The following is a 1590-nucleotide window of genomic DNA, read 5'->3' as shown; positions in this document are numbered from 1 at the left end:
CGGCCACCCACCGCGGCGCCCGGATCTCCTTCGACGTCCCCGCAGAGGTCCACACCGGCCTCGCCGGCCTGGCCAAGGAGAGCCGCGGCAGCCTGTTCATGGTCGTCCAGGCGGCGCTGGCGACGCTGCTGGCGAAGCTCAGCGGCACGACGGACGTACCGATCGGCATGCCCATCGCCGGCCGCACGGACAGCGCGGTCGAGGAACTCGTCGGATTCTTCGTCAACACGCTGGTGCTGCGCACCGACCTGTCCGGCGACCCGACGTTCGCCGAGCTGACCGAGCGCGTACGGGAGGCGGACCTGGCCGCGTACGCGCACCAGGACGTGCCCTTCGAACGGCTCGTGGACGTGCTCAGCCCCACCCGGTCCATGGCCCGCCACCCGCTGTTCCAGACCGCGCTGGCCTTCGAGACCGACCACCGCGGCGCGCTCGATGTGATCGGCCGCCTCCCCGGCCTCAGCGTGGCCCCGGCCGCGGTGGATACCGGCGCCGCCAAGTTCGACCTCGCGTTCTCCTTCACCGAGCGGCACACCGACGACGGGACGCCCGCCGGGCTCACCGGACACCTCGAATACAGCACCGACCTCTACGACGAGGACACCGCCGTCACTCTGGGCGACCGGCTGGTCAGGCTGCTGTCCGCCGTCGCCGCCGACCCCCGGCAGCCCCTCGGCGCACTGGAGATCCTGGACGCCGCCGAACGCCGGAACGTCCTCTCCGACTGGAACGACACGGCCCGCGACGTGCCGCGGCTCACCCTCGGCGCGCTCGTCGAGACCCAGGCCGCCCGGACCCCCGACGCCCCCGCGGTGATCGCCGGGGAGACGGCCCTGACGTACGCGGACCTCAACACGCAGGCCAACCGGCTGGCCCGGCTGCTCATCGAGCGGGGCGTCGGCCCGGAGACGACCGTCGCCCTCGCCCTGCCGCGCTCCGTCGACCTCGTCGTCTCGCTCCTCGCGGTCGCCAAGGCGGGCGGCGCGTACCTGCCCGTCGACCCGGGCTACCCGGCCGACCGCATCGCCTACATGCTCGACGACGCCCGCCCCGTGCTCCTGATCAGCACCACGGAGACCGCCGAACGGCTCCCCGCCACCAACGCCCCGCGGCTGCGTCTCGACGAGGCCGCCGCGATCCGGGTCCTGGACGGCGTGGACGGCCGTGCCGACGGCGACGTACAGGACAGTGAGCGCGCAGCACCGCTGACGGCCCATCACCCTGCTTACGTCATCTACACATCGGGCTCCACCGGCCGCCCCAAGGGCGTCGTCGTCACCCACGCCGGACTGACCAGCCTCGGCTCGACCCAGGTCGAACGGCTCGCCATCGACGCCGACAGCCGCGTCCTGCAACTGTCGTCGCCGAGCTTCGACGCCGCCGTGATGGAGCTGCTCATGGCCTTCCCGGCCGGAGCCGCGCTCGTCGTACCGCCCGCGGGCCCGCTCGCGGGCGAGGAACTGGCCGACATCCTGGCCGAGCGGCGGATCACCCACGCGCTGATCCCGCCGACCGTCCTGGGCAGCGTGCCCGAACGGGCACTGCCGCACTTCCGGACCCTCGTCGTCGGCGCCGAGGCGTGCCCGGCGG

At 73.6% G+C, this 1590-nt stretch carries 1 protein-coding gene; it reads left to right on the top strand.

The annotated features are described in order from the left end of the window. The coding region (locus ACFU99_RS43085; RefSeq protein WP_384404093.1) for an AMP-binding protein at window positions 1–1590 on the top strand (1590 nt) is incomplete at both ends.

Source organism: Streptomyces sp. NPDC057654 (genome assembly GCF_042800135.1).
Lineage (GTDB): Bacteria > Actinomycetota > Actinomycetes > Streptomycetales > Streptomycetaceae > Streptomyces.
Note: the sequence above shows the minus strand (reverse complement) of the source record. Positions and strands in the feature narration are given on the sequence as shown.